The following is a 24291-nucleotide window of genomic DNA, read 5'->3' as shown; positions in this document are numbered from 1 at the left end:
CCGCTCGAGCATGTGGTGCGGGGCGTCATGCGGCCGCATTCCCGGCGGTCCGGAGTCTGCGGGCACATGAGTCGGGACGGGGCCGGACCACGGATCGGCCCGGACCGAAGGGTCCTGACGGAGTGTCGGACGAGGTGGCGCACCACGGTGACACCGTCCGGGTGCAGGAGTGGGCCGACACCCCGGCCCGGGGCGGTGCGTCGTCGTCCTCGACGGGACCGGCGTGGGCGGGTCCGGCGGCACCACGCCCAGCACGGTCGCGCAGGACGACCTCCTCCGCCGGCCGCGGTTCCGGAGGCGCCGGTGGGGCGGCTCGCCGGGTCGGCCCGCCCGGATCCGCCGGATGATCGGCCCGTCGGCCACCCGGAGGGCCGAGGCGGCGGGCGATCTCGCGCCCCTCGGCTCCTACGGGTGGGCGGGATGCCTTCTGCGGCCGTGTTCCGTCGGGCCGAGCAGGTGGCTCAGCACACGGCCGAAGACCACCCGCCCCACCGGAGCGACCACCGCTTCGAGGGCGCCGGGGAGTGCGGCGACCGTGAGTTCCTCGGTCCAGGTCACGTCGGTGCCGCTGTCCCCGGGCCTCCGCCGGACACCGAGTTCGGCCCATCCGCGCACCACGCGTCCGCGCTTCTCCAAGCGGCAGAACCCCGGTCGGCCGGGCCCCGGAGACTCCAGCGCGACGATCTCCATCGGGTCGTCGAACGTCATCGGCCCCACGGCCGTTCGGGCCAGGATCGTGTCGCCGGCCTGCCGGCCCGAACCGTGGACGACGGAGACCTCCGTGAACGGCACCCGGTCACCGTGCCGGGGCCAGTCGGTCAGGCGCTCCCAACAGACCGCCGGAGCGAGCGGGGACCGGCGGGTCAGCACGATGCGAGCCATACCTCAGGGTAGATGCCGTCCGGCGTGGACCGTTTCGCCGCGCAGGACCGCGTGGCGCCATCCGAAGGCGCGCCGGCGACGAAGCAGGGGTGCCACGGCCACGTGTGCGACAGGCGGAGGCGGAGGAGGAGTCCCGATGACCGGCGTGAAGCGCACCACCGTCCCCCACCGGTCGGCCGTGACCGACGGTCCGCCGTCGGGCACCACCTTCGCGGGCCGGTTCCGGACGCCGGGGGCGGCGGACCACACCGGGGGAGCGGGATGACTTCCACCCGTGGGCACGGTCCGGGGCCGCAGGACCTGGTGGAACGGATCTGCCGGGCGGTGGCCGCCGGGGACGGCTTCATGCTGGACGCGCTTCTGGCGGTGCTGGAGGCCGTGGCCGACGAGACCCTCCTGCGGAGGCTGGCCGAGGCGATGGGACGCGTCGCCCCGCCACCCCGCCGTGGCCGGAGCAGGGCCGCGCGTGCCCGCCGACCGGTCCACGCAGGCACGGGGCCGCATCCCTCCGGGCCCGACCCGCGTCCCCCGTCGGGCCGCCGGCCGTGAGACGGAGGCGTACCCCGTCCCCCCGGCGGCCCGATCCCTCGTGACCACCCGCTCCGCTGCGCCCGTCCCGGCCCGGTCCGACGGCGGCGTTCGACGGCGCGCCGACCGCACCGGAGGAGGAACGACCGGGCCCGGTCCGGGAAGGCGGTGCCGGCACGGCGGGTCACGGGTGACACAGCCCGCTTCCCCCGGCCGTGGCCGTCCCCGCCGTCCCCGTGCCGCCGTGGTCGGCCGCGTGGCGTAGGAACCGGGTCACGCATCCGCAGGAATCCCGGTGTGCGACCGCGTCGCGGTGGGCATCCGGCCGGTGACACCCTGACCCGTCGGAGAGCAGTCACATGGGCATTCGCAGACCGGCGCAGGGCGAGCCGGCGCAGTCGGCAGCAGTTCCCGCACCACCCGGAAGCACGGCGGACCGGAACCGGGACGGGGCGCCCGAGTCGAACAGCACCTCGTGCGCGGCAACGCGCCCGGCCCGAGGGGCCGTCCGTCGCCCCGCTCTCCGAGCCGTACCGCTGGCGATGTGGCGCGACGACGTCACCGACGACGCGGCCGCACTCACCTACTACGCCGTGCTCGCCGTGCTGCCCGCACTGCTGGTCACCGTCATCACGCTCGGCCTCGTCAGCCCTGCCACCGCGCAGACGTTCATCGTGCACGTCACCGTCTACGCCCCGGGGAGCTCCGGCAGCCAGTTGCACGACGTCCTGACCGGCATGCTGCGCACGGACTCGGTGACCTGGGGCCTGCTCTTCGGCGCCGCAGGCAGCGCCCTGTGGTCCGCCTCCAGCTACCTCGCCGTCTTCCGGCGCGCCCTGCACCGCATGCACGGCGCACGGGACCAGCGCTCCGGCTGGCGGACCGCCCCCAGGATCGTCCTGACCGCCGCGGCCCTCCTCGGCCTGCTCCTGCTGAGCTCCCTCGTCCTGGTGCTCACCGGCACCGCGGCGGAGAGCACGGGCCGGCTCCTGGGCGCGGACGCGACGGCCGCCTGGACCTGGAGCCTCCTGCGCTGGCCGCTGCTGCTGCTCCTCGTCACGGTCCTGGTGATCGTCGTCTTCCGCACCGGGCCGGAACCCGCGCGCCGGCGGGCCTTCAGCGTGCCCGGTGGCGCCCTGGCGGCCGTGCTGTGGCTGGCGGCATCGATCGGGTTCGCCCTGTACACCTCGGCGATGGGCGCCTACAGCGCGCTCTACGGCTCACTCGCCGGCGTGGTGGTGTTCCTGGTCTGGCTGTGGCTGTCCAATCTCGCCCTGCTCGCCGGGGCGCAGTTCAGCGCCGAACTCGCGGCGCGGCACCCACCGCACCGGTCGGCCGACACCGCTGCACCGGCGACGGTACGGCAGCGCACCACTCGGCCCGCCCGGTGACCGCGGACCGTGGGCTCCGCGCCGTCCGTCACACCGAGGGAGCAGGCCCGCGCCGGCGGGCGCAGGAGAACGCCCGCCGGAACGGGTCCGCTGACGGGCCCCGCTGCGGCGCAGCCGGGTCCGTCCGGGTGGCTTCCGGCTACCGGTCGAGCCGTGCGGACGCACCACTCGGCGGGGACTTCCACACCACCGGGGGCCGCGCACCCGGGCGGCAAACCGCCGGAACGGCCGGCCGGCGTGCCGATGCGGTTAGGGTGGCATGAGGGTGGGGGCGGGAGGAGTGGAAGTGAGGACGGCACACGGAGTGGCGACACTCGATCCGGTGGACGTGGGCGATCACGTGTGCTGGATGGTCGGACCCGGTGACGACCTCGCCGGGCCCGTGAAGGCATTCGTCGCCGACGGCCAACTCTTCGGGGACATGGTCCTGGTGCTCGGCGAGAGGGCCGGCGCCGTGGGCCCGCCCGGTTCCTGGGAATCGCTGATCACCGCCGTCAGCCGCGGGACGGAGCGTGCCACCCGTGAGGGCTTCCGCACCCTGAGGGTCCTGGCGGACCTCAGCACCCTCACCGCCGCCGACACCCGCCCCGACGTCCTCGCCCGGCACGAACTCAGGCTCGACGCCCTCGCCGCCGACAGCGGCGCCATCCTCGTCTGCGCCTACGCCCGGGAGGCCCTGACGCCCGAGGCCGCCCACCAGGCCGCCGGCGTCCATCCGCACCACCTGGGCCGTCCGGCCGCCGCCCCGGCGTTCCGCCTCTTCAGCTCCGCCCGCGACAGGTGGAGCCTGAGCGGCGTCGTCGACACCGAAGGCGCCGACGCCTTCCGCACCGCACTCGCCGAACTGCTCCCGCTGGGACCGGTGCTGCACCTGGACTGCACGAACCTGGACTTCATGGACAGCGCCGGACTGACCACCCTCGCACTGGCCGCCCGCGGGCGCCTCGACCGCCGGATCGTGCTCCACCACGCCAACGAGACCGTTCGACGCAGCTGGTCGCTGCTCGGGTTCGACAGCCCGGACATCCCCGTGGAGCTGAAGCAGTGAACGACTCCGGCACCCCCGCCTCCACCCCCGGACCGGGGAGGGGACTGCGCCACATCCTCTTCCCGTTCGAAGGCGAGGACCGCTTCCTGGCCGGTGCGTTGTCCTTCGTCGAGGGTGCCCTCGGCGCGGACGAAGCGGTCGTGGTCGCCGTCTCGGACCCGCACGAGGAACTCATCCGCCAAGCCCTGGCCGACACCGGAACAGCCGACCGGGTGTCGTTCCTCGACACCGCCGAGCTGAGCCGCAACCCCGGGCGGCTGATCCCGGTCTGGCAGGCATGGATCGAGAAGGCCTCCCAGGAGGGCCGTCCCGTCCGCGCCATCAGCGAGAACCCGTGGGCGGGCCGCACCTCCGCGGAGAGCACGGAACTGCGCTACCAGGAATGGCTGTTGAACCGGGCCTTCGCCGACGCGCCGATCTGGTGGCTCCTGTGCCCCTTCGACACCGTGGCCGACGCCGCCGGTACCACCCTGGCAGCACTCGAGCGCACCCATCCGCTCGTCCTGCGCGACGCAGGGCCGACCACCGGCAGCGCCTACACCGACGAACCGTACGCCTTCGAACCGCTCACCGACCCGTGCGACCCGGACGAAGCACTGGCCTTCACCGCCGGACACCTCGCCTCCGTCCGTGACCGGATCACCGTCTGCGCCGGCAGGCACGCCCTGGCCGGCGACCGCCTGCGCGACCTGCTGCTCGCCGCCACCGAAGTCGCGGCCAACAGCATCAAGTACGCGGGCGGCGGCACACTCCGCACCTGGGCCGAGGAAACCCGGTTCGTCTGCGAGTTCCGCGACAGCGGCCACATCGCCGACCCGATGGCCGGACTCGTCCGGCCGACCGTCGGCCAGGTCGGAGGCCGCGGGCTCTGGCTCGCCCAGCAGATGTGCGACCTCGTCCAGATCCGCAGCAGCGCCGAGAACGGAACCACGGTCCGCCTGGCGATGGAAGGCGTGAACGGCGGGTAGCGCCACGGCTCCCGCTCCGCCGCGGTCGGCGCGGTGCGGCATCCGACGTCCGGCAGGGCCCCGGGCCGTCACCACCGCGTGGCGGTCTTCATCGGCACGCCCACCCACGGCACGGGTACGGGCAGGCTGCCCATCGCGGTCCGTGCCCGGGCCGCGGACGGACAGCACCGGAGCCGGGCGGGACAACGCCCCGTCACACGGTCACAGCGGCCTGACAGCCGGTCGGTACCGGGACGGACGACGGAGTCATGGCTGTCCCGGCCCGCTGCTCTCCCGACGGCCGGCCAACCGACGCTCCAGCCGGCCCTCTTCAGCCTCGGCAAGGCCCGAACTCCGCAGAGACGACGGTGGACCGGCCGGGGCGGCGGGCAGCGGGATGCCCGCAGCTCGTGGTGCGGAAAGGCCGTCGGCGCGGGTGAGGAAATCTTTGGGAACCGCCGGTGCGCGAGCGCGCCGCTCAGGAGTTCTCCAGCCGGGGGAAGACGCATTCCTTCAGGGCCATCTCCAGAGCCACCGCGGCCGGCACCGCGACCAGGGCGCCGATGATGCCCATGAGGACGCCGCCGACCAGGACGGCGAGCACCGTGACCAGCGGGTTGACGTCGACGGTGTACTTCATGGTCCGCGGCATGATCAGGTAGTCCTCCAGCATGCGGAAGCCGATGTAGAACGCGGCGGTGGCCAGGGCCACGGGCCAGGAGACGGCCAGGGCGACCAGGCTGACCACCACGCCGGCAACGGTCGAGCCGACCATCGGCACCAGGTCCATGAGGGCGACGAACATCCCCAGGACGGCGGCGTACGGCACCGACACCGCCACGCACCACGCGAAGGTCGCCAGCCCTGCGACGGCCGAGGTGAGGAGGTTGCCGAGCATGTAGCGCCCGGTGCGGGCGAGCACCTCCTCGGTGATCTCCCGGGCGCGCCCGCGCCGACTCCGGGGGACGAAGCGGTAGCAGAACTCCTTGATCCCGGGCAGGCCGGTCATGAAGTACAGGGTCAGCGTGACCACCACGACCAGGGACGCCACCGTGTCGAGCACGAGCCGGCCGGCGCCGACGACCCCGCCGACCAGATCCGTGCCGCCCCCGCCGACCGCGTGCCGGGCCCGGTCGACCAGGTGGTAGTGGTCCTCGACCCGGCCCAGCACCGACTGGTGGTCGTGCAGTTGCCGGAGCCACCCCGGCACCGCGTCGGCGAGGACGGCGGCCTGCCGGCCCACCGGCGGGATCACCAGGACGAGGAAGCCGGCGGTGACGGCGCAGAACACGGCGAGGACGGCGGCGACCGCCCATCCGCGGCGCAGCCTCAGCCGCACCAGCCCTCCGACCAGCGGTTCCAGTCCCACCGCGATGAACGCCGCCAGCACCACGAGTGCCAACAGCTGTTCCAACCGCAGGAGCTGGCGGACCAGGAACCATCCCAGCAGGGCTCCCAGGGCCAGGCGCAACCCCGCCGAGAACCAGGAGCCGTCCGGCCGGACCGCCCGTCCTCCTCGATCGGGACGGGCGGCGGCCGGCGGCTCATCGGCCCGGACCTCGGGCGGCGCCTCGTCCGGCACGAAGAAGTGGCGCCGCACCCCGTCTGCGGCCACGGTCGTCAGCGCCCTCAACCGCGGTGGTGTCCTCAAGGCCCGCCCCTCCTTCCGTCCCGGCCCCTTCGCCGCTTTCTCCGTCCCCGCTCTGCGCCGGCGCACCCGCCCGCCCCGTTTTCTCCGCCGCACCCCCGCGCCTTCGCCCCCGGGAAGCCGCATTCGGCGCACCGCCGACGGCCGGCCCCGCGTCACCCCCGGTCCGAGCACGGCCCGTCACTCGGCGAAGAAGCCCTTCCGCAGCTGGGTGAGGATGCGCGTGAGGATGCGCGAGACCTGCATCTGCGAGACGCCCAGGCGCTCGCCGATCTCACTCTGGGTCATCTCGGCGCCGAACCGCAGGGAGAGCACCATGCGGTCGCGGTCGGGCAGCGCACCGAGGAGGGGCTTGAGCGATGCCAGGTCGAGGACCTTGTCGAAGCCGGTCTCCTCCACCGCGTGGCGGGCACCGAGGACCTCGCCCTGCTCGTCGTCGGCGGAGGACGCGTCCAGCGAGTGCGCCGCGTAGGCGTTGGCGGCCTTCATGCCCTCGATCACCTCGCTCTCCTCCAGGCAGAGGTGCGCGGCGAGTTCGGCCACCGTCGGGCGGCGGTCCAGCAGTTGCTCCAGCTCGTCCGAGGCCTTCGCCAGGACCGTCCGGAGCTCCTGCATGCCGCGGGGCACGTGGACCATCCAGGAGGTGTCGCGGAAGAACCGCTTCATCTCGCCGGTGATGGTGGGCAGGGCGAAGGTGGTGAACTCGATGCCGCGGTCCGGATCGAACCGGTCGATGGCCTTGATCAGGCCGATCGTGCCGACCTGGACGATGTCCTCCATCGGCTCGCTGCGGCCGGCGAAGCGCCGGGCCGCGAACCGCACCAGCGCCATGTTCAGTTCGACCAGCGTGCCGCGGACGTAGGAGTACTCGGCGCTGCCCTCGTCGAGCGCCTGCAGTCGGCGGAAGAGGTCCCGTGACAGCTCCTTGGCGTCGGCGGGCGCGACGCTGCCGGGATTCTCGATCCGCGGCGTCACCGCCGTCCGCCGGTTCGTGAGCTGCCGGGTCGCTGCATCCTGAAGGGCTGCCATGCTCTCGTCCTCCTGCGTGAGGGTCCATCGGCGGTGCCGTGTTCCGCGGTCCGCTGCCCGCCGGCGCATCCTCCATGCGGCGGTCCGCGGAATCCGGCCGGTTTCCGCCGGTGTGCGGCGCGCGGTGGTCGGGCGCGGTCAACGGGGGGCCGGGGACGGGCGCGGTCAACGGGCGGTCTCCGACCCGGCAGTGGTGATCGATCGGGCGTCGTCGACGTGCTACGGACCTGTCACATTCGGGTCAACCCCCGCGGGCCGGCCCCGGCCGCGTACCAGACTGGCCGCATGACGTCGATCAACCGCACCGCCGGCCCCCTCACCGCCCGAACGGCCACCGGCCTGGCCGCCCTGCTGCTGGCCGTCCCGGTCATGACGGCCTGTTCGGGGCCCATGGTGGACGGCTCCGCCCCGGAGCGTCGTTCCGCCGTGCTGTACACGCCGGACGAGCCGCTGAACGACGCCCAGCTGAAGCTCGCCGCCGGTCTGCTGCAGCGCCGCGCCGAGAGCGTCGGCCTGTACCACGTGGCGGCGGAGGTGGCGGGCCCGGCGGTCCGGTTGTCCGCCGGGGGCGACGTGACGAAGGAGTTGTCCGGCCTGGGCGCCCGCGGCGCCCTCTCGTTCCGGCCGGTGGTGGCGGTCGCCACGGCGGGTGCACCCGCCGTCGGCACCGTGCCCGATCCGCTGCGGCAGCAGTTCTCCGCCCTCGACTGCGCCGGCGCCACCCCTCCGGCCGGGCCGGAACCCGCCGGGGCGATGGTGGCCTGCGGCCGCGAGCCGGCTGCGGCCGGCGGCGGTGCCAGTGCGTTCGTGCTCGGCGCGGCGGTGGTGGACGGGGCCCAGATCGCCAAGGCCAGGGCCTTCGACAGCCCGCTGTCCGGCGGCTGGCAGGTGGATCTGACCTTCACCGCCAGTGGTGCCAAGGCCTTCGGGGAGCTGACCACGGCGGCGGCCGCCGGGACCGGGCCCACGAACCAGGTCGCGGTCGTCCTGGACGGCACGGTCATCTCCCATCCGCTGGTGTCGTCCGCGATCACCACCGGCACCGCGCAGATCACGGGCGGCTTCGACCGCGCGCAGGCCACGGCACTGGCCGCCCAGCTGTCCACCGACCGGCTCCCCACGGCCATGCGGGCGAGCACCCCCTAGTGCTGCGACCTCACAGGCACACCGGGTTGGCGTCGGTGCCCGTGGGCCGGTCGGACGTCGAGAGGCATCCAGTTCGGGAGGGGCACGGGTGGCGGAACCGGTCAAGGTCCGGAGACCGACCTCCCCGGAGGGGCAGCAGTCACAGAGGATCGTGCGGCGGGGCAGAACCGGTTCGGTGCGCTACCGGCGGGCGATGACGCTGCCGGCCCCGCCACCACTCCGCAGCTGCGCACCCGCACGTGCGCAGGCACGACCCGGCTGCGCACCTGCCCACCGTCGGCCGCCGGCGTGCGCACCGTGCCGGAAGAACCGGACGCAGACGCCAGCACTGCGCCGCTGGCCAGTGCGTGGCCCAGAACCGTTCTCGTGGACAGAGTCACTGCCGTCCTGTCAGACCTCCACGCCTTTGGGCAGCGCCGCAGGGACGGCCCGACGCACGGGGCGTGCATGGCAGTAGCCCGGGCAGACGACTGCCGCCCCGGCCCCTGTCGGTCCTGCGCGGTGCCTGCCGGCAGTGTGCGCAGGCAGAGGCGCGCACACGGTTGCCGGGGTACGACCGGACCGAACAGGTGGTGCCGAGAAGGGAGAGGGTCCTCCGTGAAGGGTTTCCGAGGGTTCGTGCTGCGCGGCAACGTCGTCGACCTCGCGGTGGGTGTGGTGATCGGTGCGGCCTTCACCGGGGTGGTCACCGCCCTGGTCCGCGCCTTCCTCACACCGCTGGTCGGCCTCGCCACCGGCGTCGCGGGTGACTTCAGCCGGCGGTCCCTCACCGTCCATCACGTGCAGTTTCCCTACGGCGCGTTCATCGACGCCGTGATCGGCTTCTCGCTCACCGCTGCCGTGCTGTACTTCCTCGTCGTTCTGCCCGTCAACAGGCTCCACGAGCGGTACGCCCCGCACCACGACGTGCCGGCGCCGAAGCGCGACTGCCCGGAGTGCCTGTCCGCGATCCCCGCGCAGGCGCGCCGCTGCGCGTTCTGCACCGCAGAACTCGTGCGGGCACCGGAGCGGCCGTGAGCGCTCGCGGCCGGTGGCCTGCACGGTGGCGGAAGGCCGCCGCGGGCTCACCTGCCTCGGCCACGTCTGCGACCAGCTCGGCTCGGTCCTGCGCGGACTGGACGACCTCGCCCGCGGTGAACGCCGGCTGCCCCGCGAAGCGGCGGCCCGTGCCGAAGCCTGCGCGAGGACGGAGCCGCTCGGCGACGTCCTGCACGCCGTCGGCGACGCGCTGGACGCCTTCGCCCGGATCCAGCGCGACCTCGTCCGCAACCCCGCCCACACGGACGCCCTCACACAGGCCCTGGACCGCGGGCAGGACCGCCACACGGCAGCCGCCGACGCACTGTGCAGCGCCGACCGCGGCCCCGCCCTCCGGTCCCTGCACGGATCGATCACGGACGAGACGCAGCAGATCCTCCACGAGCTGGACCCGCGCGGCGGACCGCACCCCACCGCCCTGCACCCCCGGCCCCGACGCGTTCCTGCACCACGTCGCGCAGACACGGCCACCGACACGGCAGCGGCGCAGGCCGCCCCCTGACCGGTCCAGGCCCAGCCCCGTCCCGGCGGCGACAGGAAGCCCGCAGCCGCCCGGACATCGAGTCAGGGCCCGGCCGGGCCTACCAGGGCAGCAGGGCGTGGATCTCCTTGCCGCCCGGGTGGGAGCGGACGTCGAAGTCGATGGCGAGGGGTTCGATGATGGCGGACCAGCCGAACCCGCCGGTGCCGCCGAGCAGGTCGGGACTGCGGGGCTCGGGCAGGACGGGGCTGGTGTCGCGCACGGTGATGCCGATGCCCCCGTCCTCGGCGTCAAGGGTCAGCACCACGGGACCGGGAGCGTGGCGCACAGCGTTCGTGACGAGTTCGGAGACCACCAGCAGGGCCTTGTCGAACCGGGTCGCATCGGCGGGCGGGGCCTGGTCGGCGATGGCGGTCAGGAACGCGGCGGCGCTCTCCCGCGCGTGCAAGGGGGTGCCGGGCCCGCCGTCGAAGGCGGCGTACCACGGCCCGCTTCTGGAGCTTGCTGCCGTCATCCCCGTGAGCCCTCCACTCGCTCTCCCTGCGTCTTTCCGGCGGCCCGCCGCCTGTGTCCGCCGGCAACCTTCCCATGTCCACCGGCCTCGGGTCACACACGTCCACAGTGCCGGGCACAAGCATGTCCGCCGGCGTCGAGCACGGGCACGGCGAGGCCCCGCGTCCGCACGGCCCGGTCCACCGTACGCTCCAATCGCCTACCCTGGAGCGGGTCGTGCAGCGCAACCGGCAGCGGCAGAGGGAGTTCGACATGACTCACGGCAACGGTGCCCGCTTCACCACCACCGCCCGCCCCGGGACCGACGGTCCGGTCCTCGCGGCCGCGGGAGACCTCGACCTCGCTTCCGCACCCCTGCTGTCCCGGGCCATCGAACAGGCCCTGGACGAGCGCCCTTCACCGTCCGTGCTGACCGTCGACCTCGCCGGCGTCGCCTTCTGCGACTCCGCGGGCCTCAACGCCCTGCTCACCACCCGGACCCGCGCCCGCAACCAGAGCACCGAAATGCGCCTGGCGGCCCCGTGCGAGCAGGTCGTCATGCTGCTGGAGATGACCGGCGCCGACGCCCTGTTCCCCCTCGAACCCGCCGGGCCCGCCAACAGCCCGAGCTGACCCGGTCTGCTCCGGGTCCGGTGCCGGCCGGGTGGTCGCGGCCGACCGGCCGGGCGGTCGTGGACGCATGGATGCGTCCGGCCGGGGGAGACGGCGTGTCGGATTCCGTCAGCGAGGAGGCAGTTGTGAGCGGCATGTGGGACTACCGGAACGCGGTCGGCTACACCCCGGGCACGGACCTGACCGGCTACCGGGTGGAGGCCGCGGACGGCCACATCGGCAAGATCGACAAGCACACGGAGGACGTCGACTCCGCCCACGTCGTCGTCGACACCGGCCCGTGGATCTTCGGCAAACACGTCCTGCTCCCCGCGGGCACCGTCCTTCGCGTCGACACCGGGAAGGAGACGGTGTGGATCAACCGCACCAAGGACGAGATCAAGAACGCGCCGGAATTCGACCCGCACCGGCACACCGGCGACAGCGGCTACCACGAGCAGGTCGCCGAATACTACGGCCGGGGCATGGAACCCCGCCTCTGACGTGTCGACACCCGCCGCCGGGCCCGGCCCCTGCCAAGGGGTCGGGCCCGGCGGCGTTCGAGCCGAACCGTTGCCGGCCGGCACTGCTCGAAGGCCGCGGTGGCGCGGGCCTTCGAGTGCGTGGAAGCGGGCGCCGAGGTTGTCGTCCGGTCGAGGTACACCGGCGCGGTGAACCAGGCTTCGGCCGCCTCGGGGCCGCGGCGGCGCAGCAGGTCGGCGCCGGAGCACCGCCGAACCCGTCGAAGCAGCCCGGTACGTCGCCGCCTGCAAGCACGTCCGTTCCACCGTCCGGCACGGCGACCACCACCGTGCGGGCGACGGGTGCGGACCTGCCCGGTGCGGTCCGACGGCCGTCCGGACCGAGTGGGCGGAGATCCGGGCGTTTGGGATTCACGGCGCGGTAAAGACGGGTGCTGACAACGGCTTTACCCCCTTCGAAGCAGGAGGAGCACATGGGCGTCATTGCCTGGATCTTGATCGGACTGTTCGCCGGCCTTATCGCGAAGGCGCTGATGCCGGGCAAGGACCCCGGAGGCATCATCGTCACGATCCTCATCGGGATCGGGGGCGGGCTGCTGGGCGGCTGGCTCGGCAAGGTCATCTTCGGCGTCGACTCCATCGACGGCTTCTTCGACCTCTCCACCTGGATCGCCGCCATCATCGGCTCGGTCATACTCCTTGCCCTCTACCGACTGGTCACGGGCAACAAGCACCGCCACCGCCACGCCTGAGCGCCCGGACGTGGACGAAAACGGCTCCCCCTCCCAGGAGGGCGGAGCCGTTTCGTCTCCCGTCTCCGCCGGGCGGTGGAACGTGGTCCGGGTCTCCTGCGGGTCGGTTTCGGCCGCCATGGCGTGCGCTCCTCACTTCCGCTCCTTCTTCCACGCGGACGGCTCGTGCACGGCCCAGCGCCCGGACTCGTCGCTGCGCACCCGGGACCGGGGATCGCCCGGGGAGGCGGTCACGGTGCGGCCCACGTCCGCTTGATGATTTTCCTCTCCGCACTGCCCGACGTCTCACCGCCGTGGCTGCGCCAGGTGACCTCGTCACCCCGGCCCGGCTAACGGGCCCCACGGGGCGACTCAGGCGGCACGGGAAGGACGTCGGTGATGTACAGGTCGACTGCGTGGACGGTCAGGCCCAAGGTGCGGGTGGCGGTGGCGAGGACGACGTGGCGCACCTTCTCGGCCTGTTCGGCCAGCGGGCGTCCGTAGGCGGCCCGGAGCGTCAGGGCGATGGTGACGTCTCCTCGGGGATTCGGTGCGAGGCGGCAGCTGGCGACGAGTGCGTCGGTCGCGGTGTCGACGGCGCGGCGCAGTGAGGCGGCGGCCGCCGCCTCCCAGATGTACGCGGGAGAGCGCGAGGGGACCGGCAGGAGCCGGCCGCGGCGGATCTGCCGGCGGACGGCGGCCAGGATGCGGTGGGTGAGTTCCGGTCGCAGGACGACCGGCCGGGCGGTGAGCGCTTCGGCGGCGCGGTGGACTTCGGCCAGGGCGGCCCGCGCCCGGAGGCAGTAAGGGCAGCGTTCGGTGTGCCGGTCCGGGGGTTCCTCCCAGGACTCGCCGATGGTGCGCCCGCAGGGAAGCGGTTCGTCCGGCCGCGGGACGAGCCGGCCCGGCCGGGAGGGGGCCGACGGCAGGGTGCGGGGTTCTATCGCCATGGGGCCAGCACCTCCTGGAGGGTTCGGCGGGCGCGGAAGAGCCGGCCGCGGACGGTCGGCTCGCCGACGCCGGTGATCTGGCAGATGTCGCGGTAGGACAGGCCCTGCAGTTCGTAGAGGACCCAGCAGATGCGTTGGTGCGCGGGCAGGCGCTCCAGGGCGGCCAGCAGGGCCCCGGCCAGGGCGTCGGCTTCGGCCGCCGAGCTCGGCACGCCGCCGGGGTCGGAGTCGGCCGGTTCGGGCACCTCGTTCAGCGGCAGGAGGGTGCGGTGGCGACGCCGCACGTTCAGGCAGCAGTTGATGGTGATCCGGTGCATCCAGGTGTGGAAGGACGCCCGGTGGTGGAAGGCCGCCAGGCGGCGCCAAGCGCTGGTGAACGCGTCCTGAACGGCCTCCTCGGCATCGGGCAGGTTGCCGAGCAGGTGGTAGGCGAGTTTCAGTAGCCCCGGCGTGTGACGCCGCACCAGGACGGAGAACGCTTCCTGGTCGCCCTCCGCGGCCCGGACGGCCAGGACGTCATCGGGCAGTCGCCGGCAGCCGGCGTCCGCCTCCGCCGAGGCGGACGCCGCCGGGGCGGGCACCCGGTGCGGTGCGGGGGGAGTGAGGCCGTCGTCCGGGGGATGCGGGCTCGTCTGGTGTGCCATCGCCGAGATCCTTCGCGTGATGCACGCGGTCGGGCCTTCTCCTCGCGTGCCACCGGGAACGCGCCTTTACCGATTCGGAGATTTCATCCCTCGGAGGAGCGACCGTGAGGATCGCGCCTCCGTGGGTGTCCAACCATGTGACGGCCCCGGACGGGGCCCTTCCAGGACAAGGACCAGGACCATGACGGATCCCAGCAACCTTTCCGGCAGCCGCGACCAGGGAACGACGCCGACGTTCGGGACCCTCTCCCGCGACGGCGGGCAGCCGGCCGAGTTGCGCGGCAAGACGACCATCGCCGACGGAGTGGTCGAGAAGATCGCCGGCATAGCGGCCCGACAGGTCCCCGGCATCTACAACCTGGGGGCCGGCATGGCCCGCACGCTCGGCGCGGTACGCGATCGTGTTCCCGGCGGGCGCCCCAGCGTCAGCCGTGGTGTGAAGGTGGAGGTGGGCGAGCGGCAGGCCGCCATCGACCTCGACCTCGTGGTGGAGTACGGCCCCTCCATCGCCGACCTGGCCGGCGACGTGCGCGTCAGCGTGATCGACGCGGTGGAACGGATGACCGGACTCGAGGTCGTCGAGGTCAACGTGACCGTCGACGACGTCCACCTGCCCGAGGACGACGAGGACGCGCAGACCGAGAGCCGCGTGCAGTAGGGGGCACCCTGTGCGCAAGGACGGTGAGTGAGTGATGAGTGCTGCAATCGCGGGCCTGCTGGCAGGCATCGCCCTGGGGTTCGCCGGCTACTTCGGTGGCTTCTGGGCGTTCCTGCTGGCGGCAGTGCTGGGCGCGATCGGCCTGTTCGTCGGGCTGCTCGTGGACGGCACGCCGGTCGGGGACATGTTCCGTTCCCGGGACCGTAGGTGAGCACCGGCGCGCCGGCCGCCCGCAGCGGCCGGGCCGTGGCACTGCCCGCCGCGGCCGAGCGGGGCGCCACCGTGATCCCCGACCGGGTGGTGGCCCGGCTCGCCACCCACGCCGCGCGCGAGGCACTCACCCGCCTCGCAACCGGGGCGTTGCGACCCGACGCGGGCGCCGCCCGCGCGCAGGCCTCCGTCCGCGCGGGTGCGGCGCGGCTGGAGGTGAGGGTGGACCTTCCCTACCCCGTCGACATCTCCTCCGCGGCCGAGGCGGTACAGCGACACGTCGCCGAGCAGGTGGAAGAGCTGACCGGCCTGTCCGTCCACGAAGTCGACCTGACGGTGCGGAACCTGTACCTGGCCAAGGCTGCGGGCCGGGTCGCCTGACCCTGCAACCCCGACCCTGCAACCCCGACCCTGCGACGAGGAGGCGGAGCAGATGGGAAACGACCACCCGCACGAGGGCTCCGGCCCGGCCGGCGACCGGGTCCGTGCGCCCCGGCCCGCGGCAGCGGTCCTCACCGAGGGCACCGACTCCACCGACCCGGTGCCCGAAGACGGGACGAAGAGCCGCCGCGGCCACCGGATGTGGTCGGCGCGGCGCTGGCCGGCCGCCGTCGCAGCAGCACTGATCACCGCCGGCGCGGGACTGCTGCTGTACGACGTGTGCGCCGTCCGGGCCGGCCGACGCGCCTCCACCTGGCGCACCCGCCTCGCCGAGGAGCTCGCCACCCGGCCGGTGGACGACACGTGGATCCTCGTCGGCGCGACCGTGGCGGCGGCCCTGGGACTGCTGCTCCTGGTCCTCGCCCTCACCCCGGGGAAGGCCGGACTGCTGCCGATGCGGGCACCCGAGGGCGGACCCGGGATCCGGGCGTATCTGGAGCGGCGCGGTGCGGAAACCGTCCTGAGGGACGCGGCTTGGCACGTGCCGGGTGTCGCCCGTGCCCGCATAGCCGCGCACCGCCGCCGGATCGACGCCCGCGCCGACGTCCGCTACCGCGACCTGCAGGAAGTCCACGACGACCTCACCCAGGTCCTCGGCGCCGCCTGCGACGGCCTCGCGCTGACCCGCCCGCCCCGCCTGAAGGTCAGGGTGCGCCGCTCCCGATGAACCGCCCCCGGCCCGCTGAACGAACCGAGGAGGAGCGATGAGGAAGCGCTCCACGATCAACCGGACCCTGCTGGCCCTCATCGGCCTGACCCTGCTGATCGGCGGCCTGCTCGTCGTCATGGGCAGCCTCGACCTCTACCGCCGCTGGCACCTCGACCCGCCCGCAGGCTGGCCCCTCACCTCCCCCGGCGACGTTCTGCTCCCCGCGGCCGACCGGACCCGCTACACCGCTGAAGACTGGTGGTGGCCCGCCGTCATCGGTGGTCTCACCGTGCTCACCTTCCTCGCCCTGACATGGCTGCTCATCCAGGTACGCCGATACCGGCCCCGCACCCTCACCGCCGGCGCATCCCGCCCCCGGCACGCGGTCGACATCCGCAACCAGGCCCTCGCCGACGCCGTTGCCGCCGACACGGCCCGCCTGCCCGCCGTCGACGGGGCCCGGGCCACCATCACCGGCACCGCCGGACGTCCGGAACTGCACCTGCACCTCACCCTCGTCCCCGGCGCGGAACCCGCGACCGCCCTGAACGCCGTCCGCGAGGAAGCGCTCGCCAACCTGGCGGCCTCCACCGGATGGCACGACATCCCCGTCCACGTCCGTCTGCGCATCGCCCCCCACCCCGCCCGGCACATCGACTGATCCACCAGCCGCGGAGCCACTCGGCATCGAGCCGTTCGCGGGCCACGCGCACCCTCCTTTCACCGCCGTGGTCCGTGTCGCGGTGATCGGCCTCATCACCGGCCCGAGCGCCGGGGTGTCGGTGCGTGGGCGGTTCGCTGCTGCCGGTGGGGGCTGCGCTGCAGCCGAGCGGGGCGGCGCACGCAACGGGTGACAACCCCGGCACCGGGGTTTCCCGACCCCGGACGGGGTGAGACGCAGCGGCATGGGTAGCTACGTGATCACTGTTCCCGGAACCATTCGGAAGCCGATGGACCTGTCGGCGCGCCGGGCCCTGCTGGCCGTCGTCCATGGGGCCGATCCGGAGGAGGTCGGAGGCCAGGTGCCCGACCTGGATGTGCTGACCCTGGACGAGCCCGACGGCACCTTCGTACTGCGGCTGGAAGTCGAGGCCGCCGACCGGACCGCCGCCGGCGAAGAAGCGGTGGAGCTGACCCGGAGGGCCTTCACGGCCGCCGGCTACGACTCGGACGGGGTGAGCGTGGGCACTCCCGCTGTCACCGCAATCGACGTGGGCTGACAGACCTTCACATCGGGGATCCGCACCGCCCGGGACCGCGCCCACGCAGAGAAGGCGATCCAAGAGTCCGTTCGCACCTACGGCACGAAGTGGCCCAAGGCCGTCGCGAGGATCACCGAGGACCGGAAGGAGCTGCTCGCGTTCTACGACTTCCCGGCGGAGCGCTTGGTCCGCCTGCGGACCACGAACCCGATCGAGTCGACGTTCTCCACGGTCAAGCTGCTGACCGAGGTCACCCGCGGATCCGGCAGCCCGGCGGCCGCGTCGGCGACGGTGTTCAAGCCGGTCGAGTCCGCCCGGGAACGCCGGCGGACGATCACCGGAGCCCCTCCTCGCCCTGGTCCGCTCCGGCGCCGAGTCCAAGGACGGCGTCCTGGTCGAGCGTGAGGAGACCACCGCAGCGTGAACAGCAGGGCCTATGCTGCGGGAATGATCAAGCCCATCGAACTCGTCATCTTCGACTGCGACGGCGTGCTGGTCGACAGCGAGCGCATCGCCGCTCGTGTCCAGGTCGCCCTCGGAGCCGAGCTCGGGTGGCCGCTGACCGAGGACGAGGTCGTGGACCGGTTCATCGGGCGCTCACACGCCGCCATCCACGATCAGGTCGCCGCCCGGCTCGGCCCGGACACGGCCGCGATCTGGTCGGAGAGGTTCGAGCAACTCCACCGGGAGGCCGTGGACGCCGAGCTTGCCCCGGTCGACGGCTTGCCGGAAGCACTCGACGCGCTCACTCTGCCGACATGCGTCGCCTCCAGCGGCTCCCACGACAAGATGCGGCACACCCTGGGCCGCACCGGGCTCTACGAACGCTTCGCAGGCCGCATCCACAGTTCCACCGAAGTCTCCCGCGGCAAGCCCGCCCCCGACCTGTTCCTGCACGCCGCCCAGCAGATGGGCGTCGATCCCGAAGCCTGCGTGGTGGTCGAGGACAGCCGGCCCGGCGTCCATGCCGCCCGCGCCGCCGGCATGCGAGCCTTCGGCTACGCCGGCGGACTCACCCCGGCCGAGCGCCTCGAAGGCCACAACACCGTCGTCTTCCACGACATGCGCCAACTGCCGGACCTCATCGCCGAACGGCAGCCGACTCTCCACCGGGCACCGCACACCCACACGATTCGACAGTTGCCCACCGCAGACTCACCGGCGAGGAATTAGTCACCGCCGTTCCCGGGCGCCGACCCGCCGATCCCCGCGTCACGTGTTCCGCCGGGCCGGCACCGTCCTCGTGGACGGCAGCGGTCGCCCCGCCCGGGCCGACGCCTCCGCGCCGGGCGAGTCACTGTTCGCGGGTCAGGTTCGCTCCTGTGGACGGGTCGAAGACGTGCACCCGTCGGCTGTCGAGCCACAGCTCCAGCTGTTCACCCTCGGCGGCACGTGTCTGGGCGTTCAGCCGGGCGACGACCGTGTGTTCGGTCATGCCGGTGTCGGCCCGTCCCGAGTCGGCGGCGAGTTCGGCGAGCTCCTCGGTGCGGGCAGGCCCGCCCTCCTCGGTGAAGTGCACGTACACGTCGGATCCGACGGACTCGCGGATCTCCACGGTGGCGGTGCAGGTGATGCCGCCGGCGTGGTCGTCGATCAGTGAGGCGTCCTCGAAGTCCTCGGGGCGGATGCCGACGATGACCTCGCGCGGTGCGTCCGCGCCCTCGAGGGCGCGCCGCATCCGGTCGTCCAGCGGAAGGTCGCCCAGCGAGGTGCGAAGCGTGTTCCGTTCGAGGGTCGCGCCGAGGAAGTTCATGCCGGGCGAGCCGATGAACCCGGCGACGAAGAGGTTGACCGGTGCGTCGTAGAGGTGCTGGGGTGAGCCGACCTGCTGGACGACGCCGGCGCGCATGACGACCACCCGGTCGCCGAGGGTCATGGCCTCGACCTGGTCGTGGGTGACGTAGACGGTGGTGGTTCCCAGGCGCCGTTGGAGGGCGGCGATCTGGGTGCGCATCTGGACCCGGAGTTTCGCGTCGAGGTTGGACAGCGGCTCGTCCATGAGGAAGGCCTTGGGGTCGCGGACGATGGCGCGGCCCATCGCGACGCGCTGGCGCTGTCCGCCGGAGAGGTTGGCGGGTCTGCGGTCGAGGTGCTGGGTGAGGTCGAGGATGCGGGCGGCCTCCTCGACCTTGGCGGCGATGGTGGCCTTGTCGGTCTTGGCCAGGCGCAGGGCGAAGCCCATGTTGTCGCGGACGGTCATGTGCGGGTAGAGGGCGTAGCTCTGGAAGACCATGGCGATGTCGCGGTCCTTGGGAGCGCGGTCGTTGACGATCTTCCCGCCGATGCTGAGCGTGCCCTCGGTGATGTCCTCCAGCCCGGCGATCATGTTGAGGGTGGTGGACTTGCCGCAGCCGGACGGGCCGACGAGGATCACGAACTCGCCGTCGGCGATGGTGAGGTTGAAGTCTTTGACGGCGAGTGCGCCGTCGGGGTAGCGCTTGGTGATGCCGTCGAGGACGATCTCGGCCACGGTTCGCCTTCCTGGTCCGCCCGGTGGGGCGGTCTCATCCCTTGACTGCGCCGGCGGTCAGGCCGGCGACGATGCGGCGCTGGAACAGCAGAACGAAGATCACGATCGGAATGGTGATGACCACCGCGGCGGCCGCGATGGACCCGGTCGGCTGCTGGAACTGCGAGCTGCCGGTGAAGAAGGCGATCGCGGCCGGCACGGTCCTCGCCGCGGTGGTCGAGGTGAGCGAGATGGCGAACAGGAAGTCGTTCCAGCAGAAGATGAAGACGAGGATGCCGGTGGTGAACACCCCGGGTGCGGCGAGCGGGGCGATGACCAGGCGGAAGGCCTGCCACGGTGTGGCGCCGTCCACCTTGGCCGCCTTCTCCAAGTCCCAGGGGATCTCGCGGAAGAACGCCGACAGGGTGTAGATGGCCAGCGGCAGCGAGAAGGTCATGTAGGGGATGATCAGGCCCGCCCAGGTGTCGAAGATCCCGAGCGCGCGCTCGATGTTGAACAGCGGTGACACCAGCGAGATCGGCGGGAACATGGCGATCAGCAGGGAGACCCCGATCAACAGCCGCTTGCCGGGGAAGCGGAGCCGGGCGACCGCATAGGCGGCCATGGTGCCCAGTACGACGGCGATGGTGGTGGCGATCACCGAGATGCCGATCGAGTTGACCAGGGCGCGGGTGAACTCGGAGGTCTTGAAGATGCCCTTGTAGTTCTCCCAGGTCCACTCGCGCGGGATGAAGTCGCCGTCGGTGAGGGTGCTCGGGTCCTTGAAGGACAGCGCGACGATCCACCAGACCGGGAAGAGCGCGTAGAGGACGACGATCAGGTTGGCGACGCCCCAGCTCGTCAGGGTACGGGTGCGGTTGTTCATCGGCGCTCCGGTTCGCCACCCGGCGCAGCGGCGCCGAAGACCTTGATGAAGACGAAGGCGATGATCGCCACGCAGAGGAAGATCAGCACCGAGATCGCCGACCCGATGCCCAGGTTGAGGGCGGTGAACAGGTTGTCGTAGCCGAGGATCGACACCGAGCCGGTGTCGTTGGAGCCGCCCGTCAGGACGTAGATGTTGTCGAAGATGCGGAAGGCGTCCAGGGTGCGGAAGAGCAGGGCGACCAGGATCGCCGGCTTCATCAGCGGCAGGATCACCAGCCGCAGCCGCTGCCAGAACGTCGCACCGTCCACCATCGCGGCCCGGACGGTCTCGTCCGGCACCAAGGCGAGGCCCGCGAGCAGGAGCAGCGCCATGAACGGCGTGGTCTTCCACACCTCGGCCAGGATGATCAGGCCGATCGCCTGCCACTGGTCGGTGAGCGGGGCGCTGCCCTCCGGCAGGAGGGCGGCGAGGTAGCCGACGCCGGGCGTCCAGGCGTACTGCCAGGAGTAGGCGGCGACCACGGTGACGATGCCGTAGGGGATCAGCACCGCGGTGCGGACGGTGCCGCGGCCGAACACCGCGCGGTGCATGACCAGGGCGAGGGCCATGCCGAGCACCAGCTCGATCGCCACCGACACCACGGTGATCAGCACGGTCACCCACAGGGCCTGCCACCAGAACGGCGAGGTGAGCACCGCGCCGTAGTTGGAGAACCCGACCCAGTGTGCCTGCTGCGGAAACCGCAGGTCGTAGCGTTGCAGCGAGAGGTAGATCGCATACGCGATCGGGTAGGCGGTGACCGCCAGCATCACGATCGCGGCGGGCGCGCAGAGCAGCAGGCCGAGCCGGCGTTCCTGGCGGGCGCCCTCGGACTCCGTGGTCCTCTTGTCGGTCCGAGGGCCGGGTGCGGTGTCAGGCGTCACGGGATCAGCCCCTTGGAGCCGAGGGCGTCCTCGATCTGTCCGCGCAGATCGGCGACGGTGCTCTCCGGATGGATGTCGGCAGGCGGGGAGAGGGTGTGCGAGATGGCGATCGACACGTTCTGGTAGGCCGGTGTCTGCGGCCGCACACTCGCGGTGTCCAACGCGGTCAGCACGTCCGCCGCGAACGGGTAGCTGTCGGTGAGCTCGGCCGCCTGGTACAGACTGCGCAGCGACGGCGGCAGACCGCCCTTCAGCGCGTTGGTGAGCTGGTTCTCGCGGTCCCGCAGGCACAGGGTCGCCTCGAAGGCGAGGTCCGGGTGCTTGCCGTACGCGCCGACGGCCAGGTCGATCCCGCCGATCGTCACGGTGGCCGGCCGGTCGGGCAGCACGGACGGGTAGGGCGCCCAGCGGAAGTGCTGGAACAGCTCGGGCTGATTGGCCTTCATCGACGGGTAGACGAAGGGGTAGTTGAGTTCGAAGGCCGCGGTTCCGGACTCCATCGCCAACCGGTTCTGGTCCTCCATCTGGTTGGGCAGCGAGGGATCGGCGGCTGACGAGGTGGCGGTGTCGTGCATGACTGCGGCCGCGACGACCGCGGGCGGGCCGAGCGAGGGGGCCTGCGCGTCCGGGGTGAGGATCGAGCCGCCCGCGCTGGTCACCAGGGTGTTGAACCACACCGTCAGGCCCTCGTACTGCGCACCCTGGATCTCCACGTAGTGCGGCTTGCCCTGCTTCGCCAGGGCGTCCGCCTGGGCGAGCATCTCCGCCCAGGTCTTCGGCGGGTTCGGCACCAGGTCGTCCCGGTACCAGAGCAGCTGCGTGTTGGAGTTGTACGGCGCCGCGAAGAGCCGGCCCTGCCAGGTCGCGGTCTGCACGGCCGCCTTGAGGGTGTCGGCGGTGGCCTTCTCCTTCACCGCCCCGGTCCACTCCCGGATCCACCCTGCCTCGGCGAACTCGGCGGGCCAGGTGACGTCCAGGCCGATGATGTCCACGCCCGTGTCGTGCGCGGCCATCCGACGCACCAGTTGTTGGCGCTGGCCGTCGGCGCCGCGCGGCAGCTTGTTGTACGTGATGGTGTAGCGGCCGCCCGACTGCTGGCCGCAGCGGTCCGCGGCCTGCTGGAGGGCGCCCGAGTCGTCGGGGAAGTTGTACCAGTTCAAGGTCACCGGCCCGCCCTGACCGCTGCTACCGCAGCCCCCGAGTACGGACGCGACCGCGCACACGCCGGCGGCGGCCGACAGCCAACGCGACCGGAGCCTGCAGACGCTTGTCATCGCACCCCCGACACGGAGACCCATGGAGGCCCCGAGACTAACCACGAGCCGATCCGGCGAGGCGTGCTGTGCTCCCCGTGTCGGAAGGTTCCTTCGGACGGAGCAGTTCGCTCCGCGCAAGGAGCCCCGGACGGGCCGCTCTCGCATGCCCGCGCGCGGGCAGCGCCCGCGCAGCGGGCTCGGCCTACTGGCGGTGTCCTCCTGCGGTTCCTACGCTCGAAGGAGGAGCCGTGAGAGCCCGTGACCAGGAGCACGACCATGGACGTCACCGACATGCGCCGCCTGTTCGAGGCCCACCGCGAAGCGGAAGCGTCACGCGACATCGATGCCATCCTCACGACCTTCGTGCCCGACTGCTTCCTGGAGACCGCAGCCCTCGGGCTGCGCAGCCAGGGCCGGACGGCGGTGCGGGCCGCGTACGAGCAGCAGTACTTCACCGCCTTCCCCGACCTCGCCCCGCAGGACCAGGGCATCGCCTTCGGTGACGACGTCCTCGCCGTGTGGGGCGTGTTGCGCGGAACCAGCCTCGGCGAGTGGATCGGCATCGCGCCCGGCGGCGGCGGTTTCGAGGTGCCCTTCGCCAACGTCGTGCCGTTCCGGGAGGGACTGATGGCAGGCGAGACGATCTACTTCGACCTGGCCACCCTCTGCGAACAGGCCCGGATCCCCCTGGAACAGATCCGCGCTGCGGCAGCCGCCCGACGGACACCCCCGTAGATCCCGCTCCGGCGCCAGCGGCGGAAGCACCGGCAGGGCCCGGCATGCGCGACCGCTGCCCGTCCCTCCTGCACCTTCTGCTGCCGCCGGGGCCGATCGTGCGGCGTTGGCGTGCTGTCGGCCCACCGGCGTGTTCCGGTCGGTTCGTCCGTATCGATGAAGTGCTGCACCGCGAAACGTGCTGACTGGAAGTCATGTACGCGGTGGTCTGCCCGGCCACACCGGGGAGACTGCAGGGGGGGGGAGGGCGGGGGGCGGGTCGGTCGTGGGTGCATCGGCGGAGGGGCCGTCCAGGAGCAGGCGCCGTGCGCGTCTGATCGCGACCGCAGCGGCCCAGCACGGGTGACATCCGGCTACGCCCCGCGGCTCGGCGTCCGGCCCGCACCCGGCGTCCGAAACTCCGCGGGTTCGCGGAGCCGAACCCCGAGGGCGGCCGGCTGCGGAGACCGGACGCTCTCGCGCGGCCCTCGGCGCGTCCGCTCCCGGCAGCAGCCGGAAGCCGCGCTGCGCTGCGTGGGGAGGCATGCTGACGGTGCGTCGGGGCCGCAGACGCAAGACGGCTCCCAGGTGGGCGATCGAGACCCCGGGAGCCGAGGCGATCTTCTCGCCTCCGCACGGGCCCTGGCCATCGGGCCCGTTCCCGCGGGGCAATTCGAGCGGCTCCACCGTCCGCCGCACTGCTTCGCCCTGCCGGAATGCGTTTCCCCGAACGCTCGCGGTGTCGTGGAGTCGCTTTCACCGACGCGGGGTGGAGCAGCTCGGTAGCTCGCTGGGCTCATAACCCAGAGGTCGCAGGTTCGAATCCTGTCCCCGCTACTGAAGATCAGGGC

At 72.5% G+C, this 24291-nt stretch carries 29 protein-coding genes, 1 tRNA gene and 1 pseudogene; 20 read left to right on the top strand and 11 right to left on the bottom strand.

The genetic code is table 11. From position 1 onward, the window contains the following. Positions 1 to 405 precede the first annotated feature (405 nt). Entirely contained in the window at positions 406 to 882 is a 477-nt protein-coding gene (locus AB0O09_RS30430; RefSeq protein ID WP_363547087.1) for an SRPBCC family protein, read from the bottom strand. A gap of 1070 nt (positions 883 to 1952) precedes the next feature. Here AB0O09_RS30430 and AB0O09_RS30425 point away from each other — a divergent pair. The 3 genes from AB0O09_RS30425 to AB0O09_RS30415 all read left to right on the top strand — a co-directional run bounded on the left by AB0O09_RS30425 (position 1953) and on the right by AB0O09_RS30415 (position 4817). Next, on the top strand, positions 1953 to 2801 hold the full coding sequence (locus AB0O09_RS30425) for a YihY/virulence factor BrkB family protein (RefSeq protein ID WP_363547085.1): 849 nt from the start codon (positions 1953 to 1955) through the stop codon (positions 2799 to 2801). A gap of 322 nt (positions 2802 to 3123) precedes the next feature. Further along, positions 3124 to 3849: an MEDS domain-containing protein gene (locus AB0O09_RS30420; RefSeq protein ID WP_363547082.1), complete on the top strand. Its 726-nt coding sequence runs from the start codon at positions 3124 to 3126 to the stop codon at positions 3847 to 3849. Further along, positions 3846 to 4817, top strand: a complete 972-nt coding sequence (locus AB0O09_RS30415; protein WP_363547079.1) for a sensor histidine kinase — start codon at positions 3846 to 3848, stop codon at positions 4815 to 4817. The genes AB0O09_RS30420 and AB0O09_RS30415 overlap by 4 nt, the downstream gene beginning before the upstream one ends. A 457-nt stretch (positions 4818 to 5274) precedes the next feature. Here AB0O09_RS30415 and AB0O09_RS30410 read toward each other — a convergent pair whose 3' ends face one another. Further along, positions 5275 to 6447: an AI-2E family transporter gene (locus AB0O09_RS30410; RefSeq protein WP_363547077.1), complete on the bottom strand. Its 1173-nt coding sequence runs from the start codon at positions 6445 to 6447 to the stop codon at positions 5275 to 5277. A gap of 177 nt (positions 6448 to 6624) precedes the next feature. Beyond that, positions 6625 to 7473 (bottom strand): SigB/SigF/SigG family RNA polymerase sigma factor, encoded by an 849-nt coding sequence (locus AB0O09_RS30405; protein ID WP_363547074.1) that lies wholly within the window; start codon positions 7471 to 7473, stop codon positions 6625 to 6627. 285 nt (positions 7474 to 7758) lie between these two features. Between AB0O09_RS30405 and AB0O09_RS30400 the strand changes: the two genes are divergently transcribed. The 4 genes and pseudogenes from AB0O09_RS30400 to AB0O09_RS30385 all read left to right on the top strand — a co-directional run bounded on the left by AB0O09_RS30400 (position 7759) and on the right by AB0O09_RS30385 (position 10159). After that, positions 7759 to 8619, top strand: a complete 861-nt coding sequence (locus tag AB0O09_RS30400) for a hypothetical protein (RefSeq protein ID WP_363547072.1) — start codon at positions 7759 to 7761, stop codon at positions 8617 to 8619. Positions 8620 to 8707: 88 nt separating this feature from the next. Then, a pseudogene (locus AB0O09_RS30395) lies at positions 8708 to 8827 on the top strand (IS630 family transposase); the annotation flags it as partial. A gap of 389 nt (positions 8828 to 9216) precedes the next feature. Next, complete coding sequence (gene mscL, locus AB0O09_RS30390; RefSeq protein WP_363547070.1) at positions 9217 to 9636, top strand: large conductance mechanosensitive channel protein MscL; 420 nt, start codon at positions 9217 to 9219, stop codon at positions 9634 to 9636. A 25-nt stretch (positions 9637 to 9661) separates the two neighbouring features. Then, the gene (locus tag AB0O09_RS30385; protein ID WP_363547067.1) at positions 9662 to 10159 is read left to right on the top strand and encodes a hypothetical protein; all 498 of its coding nucleotides are present in this window, start codon (positions 9662 to 9664) and stop codon (positions 10157 to 10159) included. Positions 10160 to 10238: 79 nt separating this feature from the next. Here the strand turns inward: AB0O09_RS30385 and AB0O09_RS30380 are convergent, their stop codons facing one another. Then, on the bottom strand, positions 10239 to 10652 hold the full coding sequence (locus AB0O09_RS30380; RefSeq protein ID WP_363547064.1) for an ATP-binding protein: 414 nt from the start codon (positions 10650 to 10652) through the stop codon (positions 10239 to 10241). A gap of 251 nt (positions 10653 to 10903) precedes the next feature. On the opposite strand from AB0O09_RS30380, the gene AB0O09_RS30375 reads away from it, so the two are divergent. The 3 genes from AB0O09_RS30375 (at position 10904) to AB0O09_RS30365 (ending at position 12476) form a co-directional block, all read left to right on the top strand. Beyond that, positions 10904 to 11263, top strand: a complete 360-nt coding sequence (locus AB0O09_RS30375) for an STAS domain-containing protein (protein WP_363547061.1) — start codon at positions 10904 to 10906, stop codon at positions 11261 to 11263. A gap of 134 nt (positions 11264 to 11397) precedes the next feature. After that, positions 11398 to 11745, top strand: coding sequence for a PRC-barrel domain containing protein (locus AB0O09_RS30370; RefSeq protein ID WP_363547170.1), 348 nt, complete (start codon positions 11398 to 11400; stop codon positions 11743 to 11745). Between the two features lie 452 nt (positions 11746 to 12197). After that, entirely contained in the window at positions 12198 to 12476 is a 279-nt protein-coding gene (locus AB0O09_RS30365; RefSeq protein WP_363547058.1) for a GlsB/YeaQ/YmgE family stress response membrane protein, read from the top strand. A gap of 132 nt (positions 12477 to 12608) precedes the next feature. Here AB0O09_RS30365 and AB0O09_RS30360 read toward each other — a convergent pair whose 3' ends face one another. The 3 genes from AB0O09_RS30360 to AB0O09_RS30350 all read right to left on the bottom strand — a co-directional run bounded on the left by AB0O09_RS30360 (position 12609) and on the right by AB0O09_RS30350 (position 14049). Beyond that, the gene (locus AB0O09_RS30360; RefSeq protein ID WP_363547055.1) at positions 12609 to 12722 is read right to left on the bottom strand and encodes an HVA1 family protein; all 114 of its coding nucleotides are present in this window, start codon (positions 12720 to 12722) and stop codon (positions 12609 to 12611) included. A gap of 83 nt (positions 12723 to 12805) precedes the next feature. Next, positions 12806 to 13405: a hypothetical protein gene (locus tag AB0O09_RS30355; protein WP_363547053.1), complete on the bottom strand. Its 600-nt coding sequence runs from the start codon at positions 13403 to 13405 to the stop codon at positions 12806 to 12808. Continuing rightward, complete coding sequence (locus AB0O09_RS30350) at positions 13396 to 14049, bottom strand: RNA polymerase sigma factor (protein WP_363547050.1); 654 nt, start codon at positions 14047 to 14049, stop codon at positions 13396 to 13398. The genes AB0O09_RS30355 and AB0O09_RS30350 overlap by 10 nt, the downstream gene beginning before the upstream one ends. A gap of 181 nt (positions 14050 to 14230) precedes the next feature. Between AB0O09_RS30350 and AB0O09_RS30345 the strand changes: the two genes are divergently transcribed. From AB0O09_RS30345 to AB0O09_RS30310, 8 genes are all read left to right on the top strand, one after another. After that, complete coding sequence (locus AB0O09_RS30345) at positions 14231 to 14707, top strand: Asp23/Gls24 family envelope stress response protein (protein ID WP_363547047.1); 477 nt, start codon at positions 14231 to 14233, stop codon at positions 14705 to 14707. Positions 14708 to 14741: 34 nt separating this feature from the next. After that, positions 14742 to 14918: a hypothetical protein gene (locus AB0O09_RS30340; RefSeq protein WP_363547044.1), complete on the top strand. Its 177-nt coding sequence runs from the start codon at positions 14742 to 14744 to the stop codon at positions 14916 to 14918. Next, positions 14915 to 15298: an Asp23/Gls24 family envelope stress response protein gene (locus tag AB0O09_RS30335; RefSeq protein WP_363547041.1), complete on the top strand. Its 384-nt coding sequence runs from the start codon at positions 14915 to 14917 to the stop codon at positions 15296 to 15298. The genes AB0O09_RS30340 and AB0O09_RS30335 overlap by 4 nt, the downstream gene beginning before the upstream one ends. Before the next feature lie 52 nt (positions 15299 to 15350). Continuing rightward, on the top strand, positions 15351 to 16025 hold the full coding sequence (locus AB0O09_RS30330) for a DUF6286 domain-containing protein (protein WP_363547038.1): 675 nt from the start codon (positions 15351 to 15353) through the stop codon (positions 16023 to 16025). Between the two features lie 37 nt (positions 16026 to 16062). Then, positions 16063 to 16668: an alkaline shock response membrane anchor protein AmaP gene (locus AB0O09_RS30325; RefSeq protein WP_363547035.1), complete on the top strand. Its 606-nt coding sequence runs from the start codon at positions 16063 to 16065 to the stop codon at positions 16666 to 16668. A gap of 244 nt (positions 16669 to 16912) precedes the next feature. Beyond that, entirely contained in the window at positions 16913 to 17227 is a 315-nt protein-coding gene (locus tag AB0O09_RS30320) for a hypothetical protein (protein ID WP_363547032.1), read from the top strand. Positions 17228 to 17245: 18 nt separating this feature from the next. Next, positions 17246 to 17614, top strand: coding sequence for a transposase (locus AB0O09_RS30315; protein WP_363547168.1), 369 nt, complete (start codon positions 17246 to 17248; stop codon positions 17612 to 17614). A 42-nt stretch (positions 17615 to 17656) separates the two neighbouring features. Then, a complete protein-coding gene (locus AB0O09_RS30310; protein WP_363547029.1) occupies positions 17657 to 18382 on the top strand; it encodes an HAD family hydrolase in 726 nt (241 codons plus the stop codon). Between the two features lie 121 nt (positions 18383 to 18503). Here AB0O09_RS30310 and ugpC read toward each other — a convergent pair whose 3' ends face one another. From ugpC to AB0O09_RS30290, 4 genes are read right to left on the bottom strand one after another with little or no spacing between them, the layout of a single operon-like run. After that, positions 18504 to 19679, bottom strand: a complete 1176-nt coding sequence (gene ugpC, locus AB0O09_RS30305; protein ID WP_363547026.1) for a sn-glycerol-3-phosphate ABC transporter ATP-binding protein UgpC — start codon at positions 19677 to 19679, stop codon at positions 18504 to 18506. Positions 19680 to 19713: 34 nt separating this feature from the next. Further along, positions 19714 to 20544 (bottom strand): carbohydrate ABC transporter permease, encoded by an 831-nt coding sequence (locus AB0O09_RS30300; protein ID WP_363547023.1) that lies wholly within the window; start codon positions 20542 to 20544, stop codon positions 19714 to 19716. Continuing rightward, positions 20541 to 21470, bottom strand: a complete 930-nt coding sequence (locus AB0O09_RS30295; protein ID WP_363547021.1) for a sugar ABC transporter permease — start codon at positions 21468 to 21470, stop codon at positions 20541 to 20543. Before AB0O09_RS30295 ends, AB0O09_RS30300 begins: the two co-directional genes overlap by 4 nt. Continuing rightward, entirely contained in the window at positions 21467 to 22636 is a 1170-nt protein-coding gene (locus AB0O09_RS30290; RefSeq protein ID WP_363547019.1) for an ABC transporter substrate-binding protein, read from the bottom strand. Before AB0O09_RS30290 ends, AB0O09_RS30295 begins: the two co-directional genes overlap by 4 nt. Before the next feature lie 348 nt (positions 22637 to 22984). Here AB0O09_RS30290 and AB0O09_RS30285 point away from each other — a divergent pair, with 348 nt between their 5' ends. Continuing rightward, the gene (locus tag AB0O09_RS30285) at positions 22985 to 23461 is read left to right on the top strand and encodes an ester cyclase (RefSeq protein ID WP_363547016.1); all 477 of its coding nucleotides are present in this window, start codon (positions 22985 to 22987) and stop codon (positions 23459 to 23461) included. 742 nt (positions 23462 to 24203) lie between these two features. Continuing rightward, positions 24204 to 24277 (top strand) — tRNA-Met (locus tag AB0O09_RS30280). Positions 24278 to 24291: the final 14 nt, after the last annotated feature.

Origin of the sequence: Kitasatospora sp. NPDC093679, from assembly GCF_040683455.1 — a bacterium.
Lineage (GTDB): Bacteria > Actinomycetota > Actinomycetes > Streptomycetales > Streptomycetaceae > Kitasatospora > Kitasatospora arboriphila.
This window is presented reverse-complemented; position numbering and strand designations above follow the sequence as displayed.